General features: G+C 47.9%; 3 protein-coding genes. All 3 read right to left on the reverse strand.

Annotated elements, in window-relative coordinates:
• Positions 1-266 precede the first annotated feature (266 nt).
• The 3 genes from AK963_RS25845 to AK963_RS25855 all read right to left on the reverse strand — a co-directional run bounded on the left by AK963_RS25845 (position 267) and on the right by AK963_RS25855 (position 3,904).
• The gene (locus AK963_RS25845) at positions 267-1,268 is read right to left on the reverse strand and encodes an alpha-L-glutamate ligase-like protein (RefSeq protein WP_066018244.1); all 1,002 of its coding nucleotides are present in this window, start codon (positions 1,266-1,268) and stop codon (positions 267-269) included.
• 12 nt (positions 1,269-1,280) lie between these two features.
• Positions 1,281-2,813, reverse strand: coding sequence for an inactive transglutaminase family protein (locus AK963_RS25850; RefSeq protein ID WP_066018245.1), 1,533 nt, complete (start codon positions 2,811-2,813; stop codon positions 1,281-1,283).
• A gap of 104 nt (positions 2,814-2,917) precedes the next feature.
• A complete protein-coding gene (locus AK963_RS25855) occupies positions 2,918-3,904 on the reverse strand; it encodes an ATP-dependent zinc protease family protein (RefSeq protein ID WP_175404659.1) in 987 nt (328 codons plus the stop codon).
• Positions 3,905-4,403: the final 499 nt, after the last annotated feature.

Genomic DNA, 4,403 nt, shown 5'->3' on the forward strand with positions numbered 1-4,403 from the left:
GATCATCCTGAGTTTTAATCTGACTGGCTATTTGATCTACCAGTTTTTCGTTGATTTCAACGCTCATTGTTATTCTCCATTTTGGAGTATTAACGACAAGCGTTTACACAATTTAAATTACATTCCCAGTAAAAGAAAAGACGTCAGAGGTTTCAAGCGTTTTTAGCCATTAGAATGTTTACTGGTAACTTTAAAAAACTGATCGAATTTTAGCGCTACTTATATTTATAAGATTTGACTTGACCGTCCATGGTCTGGAGAAAACTTTATGTTTTCTGATTTATTGCACCAAAATGCTGCTGTGAAAACACAACACGCTCTTCAATAGGTAGGTCATGCTTCCGAAGAGATTCAATTGCTTTCAGTCTGGGCTCAATGCCTTGACCATTGGCAATCTGAATCGCAAGACCAGGTCTTGCATTGAGCTCCAGAATTAGTGGTCCAAGGTTTTTATCCAGAACCAGATCAACACCCAGATAGCCCAGGCTGGTCATCTCATAGCAGGCAGCAGACAGGCATAATATTTTATGCCAGTGAGGAACTTTGAGCGTTGAGAAATTGTGACCAGTGTCTGGATGAAGGCTCACCGGTAAATCATGCTGAACACTTCTCAGGCTGTTACCGGTGGCAATATCCAGGCCGACACCAACCGCGCCCTGGTGCAGGTTGGCCTTGCCATCGGATTTTCGGGTGGCAAGTCGCATCATCGCCATCACTGGAAAGCCTCGGAAAACAATGACCCGGATATCCGGTACACCTTCAAAGCTGTAGTCATTAAAAATGGGGTCCGCTACGATCAGGCTTTCGATAACGGCAACGTCTGCCTTTCCACCCAGGCTGTAGAGGCCTCCCAGAATATTGGATACATCACGGCTAATGGCGTTAAAGGATAAGCTTTCGCCGCTGGCCTTAACATATCGATCACCATCACGGCCGGTAATCACCAGAATGCCTTTGCCGCCACTGCCCTTGGCCGGTTTGATGACAAACTTCTCAAGGGGCTCAAGAATACTCTTTAGCTTGCGAATATCTGACTGGTATTCGATCACACCAATCAGTTTGGGTACGTCTACACCGGCTTTCTCGGCCATGCGCTTGGTGGTTAGTTTGTCATCCACCAGTGGCAGGAGACGCCTTGGATTATATCGAGAGATATAATTCAGGTTGCGGCTGTTCATGCTCAATATCCCGGACTCCTTGAGCCGGGAAGGTGTTGCTATTGAGCTTTTTGTCAGCGTGTTTTGGACAAAACTACTTAACCATCCCATGGAAGCCGACCTCTACTTATCAGAATGAACCAGTGGGTAGAACCGCTTGAGCTCAAGCAGCCGATAGCCGGTGTATTGACCAAGCAGCAGAACAATGCCCAATAAGGTCAGCATGAGCTCAGGGAAGTTGAAGGTCAGTTGTTCAACGATGGGGTTGGACATTAACAGATAACTCATGGTTGCCACCAGAAGACTGCCGCCCCCTTCTTTCAAGACATCTTTGGGGCCTTCTTCTTCCCAGAGGATGGACATCCTCTCAATAGTCCATGCCAGAATGATCATCGGGAAGAAAGTGACCGTCAGTGCCTGGGTAATGCCCAGTTTCCAGCTAAGGATGCTCATGGCAGCCATGATCAGTATTACAACAATGATGACAGCCCCCAACCGTGCGACCAATAGCATGTTCTGTTGGCTGAGGAAGGACCTTATCCATAAACCGATGGATACCAGGGATATGAAAATCACCAGCCCGGGAATTAATTGCGTTTGAAGAAAAGCCATGGAAATAAGGACAGGCATGAAGGTGCCGGATGTACGGAGGCCAACGACGATCCTCATAAATAGAACAACCAGTACCCCAATAGGTATCAATAGAATGATCTTAAAGGCATTCTGGACTTCCAGGGGCAGCGAGTAGATTGAAAAGTCGATTAATGCCGCACCATCCTGAGTTGCCTGAGTCAGTGCCAGCTCCCTGGTTGGGACATTCTGGGAAATAATAGAGAACTTCACGTCAGAGTTAACTCCGCCCATTACATCCAGAAGTGATTTGGCCCCACGCTGCCATAGGAAGAAGGCGTCTGGATTACCGGCTTTACCGGTTTTAGGGTCAAAGAGTTGCCATTCAGTACCGTCATACACTTCAATCATGTCCACAATGGGTTGTCTGCGACGGCCATCTTCGAGGTGAAGGCCCCGGACAATGCGAGCGGGGATATTCCCCATATGGAGTAGATTGACCATTAGGTCCGGAAGCTTGACACCTTCTTCCACCATGCCGAGCAGCATATTGGTGTTCTGGCTTGGTTCTTTGGCGTTAAACTGGCTGATCATGGTGCCGGCAAAACTTACCGGGTCTGCTGAACGGTCAGTAACTCTTTTTAACAGGCTTTTTGCAGCGGTTTGATAGGGCTCGGGAAGAACAGGCGCAATGAAAGGTTCAGGCTGATCATTAACGCTTGGGCTGATGCCGGGCTCCAGACGGAGCTTAACCTTATAAAACAGATCCTGGCGACCATCTGCTTTTCGGGTGCTCCAGACAGCACGACGCTGAGCGCCATCATTGGTCTGGTTAATGCCATAGCCAGGTGAGGCAAAGGACTCATCGAGAATTCTTACGTCAGACTGCTGATCCGGGAGGGTCAGGCTGGCCTGAGCTGCTTCCCCCTGAGCCTTAAAGCTTACCCAGGCTTCAATACTCCAGACAGTAGAGACATCCTTGCCCAACAGAGGAAAACCCAGTGCAAAGTGTTTGTACAGGGTTAATCCCAGGCCGGCGACAATCAGTACAGCAACCATAAGGCCAAGCTGAAAACGACCTTTCATTCTTTCCCTCGCTTTTTACTGTCTATCCCAGGTTCAGTTGAAATAAGGAAACGTTCTCAATTGAACCTGACTAAAGGTTGCATGCCGTTGAGGGCTTTTGCCGCTCAGGGCTGTTTGGTATCAGAAGTGTATTCTCTGGATACATCCACCAGAGCACGTTTCTCAAGGAAGCGAGCACCGATCAATGCCGGAAACTCATAGTTTTCCCGGCTGCGCAGAGTGAATTGAGTCGGCACAAGAATGTCACCAATTCTGGCTTTAAGCGTGATAACCGGGCGTCGTTCAGACTCTTCGCCATGACGCTTGATCAGTACGAACCGGGTTACTGGTTCCTGCATGGAAACGAGGTCACCTTTGGAGTTTGCCAATTGGAAGCGAACCCAGTCTCTACCATCTTTTTCAAAAAGCTCAATATCCCGCGCATCGATGGATGAGGTCAGTGCACCGGTATCAATTCGAGCTTTAAGGACGGTATCGGAATCAGGCAGAGTCATATGCTCAATAGCTCCGACTGTGACCAGACCTTTTATGCTGACAGGTTTGATGATAGCCCTGGTGTATGACTTCTGGGTAACGGGAACCTGAGCTTTGCGGTTATTGGAGCTGATCACTGTTTTAGTGGCAATATACTTCTGATTGACGTCGATAACGGCCAGATCCTGCATAAAGGTACGTCCGATCAAAAGAGGCGACTCATAGTTGCTTCGGTCCGTCAGTGAAACAGGAACTGACTGGGTAATGTCACCAATGGTTATGGTCATCATTACAACCGGACGCTCCACAGATGCGAGCCCTGGACGTTTTATTCGGGTTACACCCTTGACTGGAAGCTCCATAAGCTCAGTGCCTTTGGCAGTACGATGTAACTCAAATTTGACCCATTTTTTTCCATCACGCTCAAAAAACTGGATATTTCTGGCATCCACGGAACTGTTTTCGGCTCCGGTATCCAGTTTTGCCTCTATTTTGAGGTTCAGGTTTGGCAGGGTCGCGGTCTCATTTATGCCAAGGACGAGCCGGCCATCCTGGTGAGCAGGTGTTTGAATTGTCTGCTCACGAATGGTAATCGCATGGGTCTCGGCAGGAGGCATTGTTTTCTCCTCCGGTCTTGATGGCACCATGGGATGTTCCGACTTCTCTGGAACTGGAACGGGTTGGATAATACTAGAATCGTCCTTGGCAGGACGCTCTTTATAAAAAACTGTCTGGCAGCCGGTTAAAATCATGGTTAAAACAAATAAAGCGGGCAGGGCCAAGTTGCGGAACATGTGACAAGCACTACGTTTTTTGGGGATTATTAGGGTTCACGCGTCTTATGCGTGCAGCCATGGCTGTTGCCTGTCATCAACAAAACATTAGAGACCTTCACAAAGGAATCTGGTGATAGTGGCTGAAGTATCGGCAACTAAAAGTCAGAAAGCTTACTTGATCTGTCTTCGCTTGCCAATTGTTAATCGTGACTAATACCAATCGCATTTTCTAAATCCTTAAGCTGCCGCCAACTATGCTTAGGCATCATTACCATGCATTATCTAGAACAGATGTCTCGTCGACCACAGCTACCCGAAGGTTTTAATGATGTTGATTTTC

Source organism: Endozoicomonas atrinae (assembly GCF_001647025.1).
Lineage (GTDB): Bacteria > Pseudomonadota > Gammaproteobacteria > Pseudomonadales > Endozoicomonadaceae > Endozoicomonas > Endozoicomonas atrinae.

Bases quoted from the DNA above. Each gene is read 5' to 3' on its own strand.
- AK963_RS25850 (WP_066018245.1), bottom strand. From the start codon at position 2,813: ATGAAAGGTCGTTTTCAGCTTGGCCTTATGGTTGCTGTACTGATTGTC.
- AK963_RS25855 (WP_175404659.1), bottom strand. From the start codon at position 3,904: ATGCCTCCTGCCGAGACCCATGCGATTACCATTCGTGAGCAGACAATT.
- AK963_RS25845 (WP_066018244.1), bottom strand. From the start codon at position 1,268: ATGGGATGGTTAAGTAGTTTTGTCCAAAACACGCTGACAAAAAGCTCA.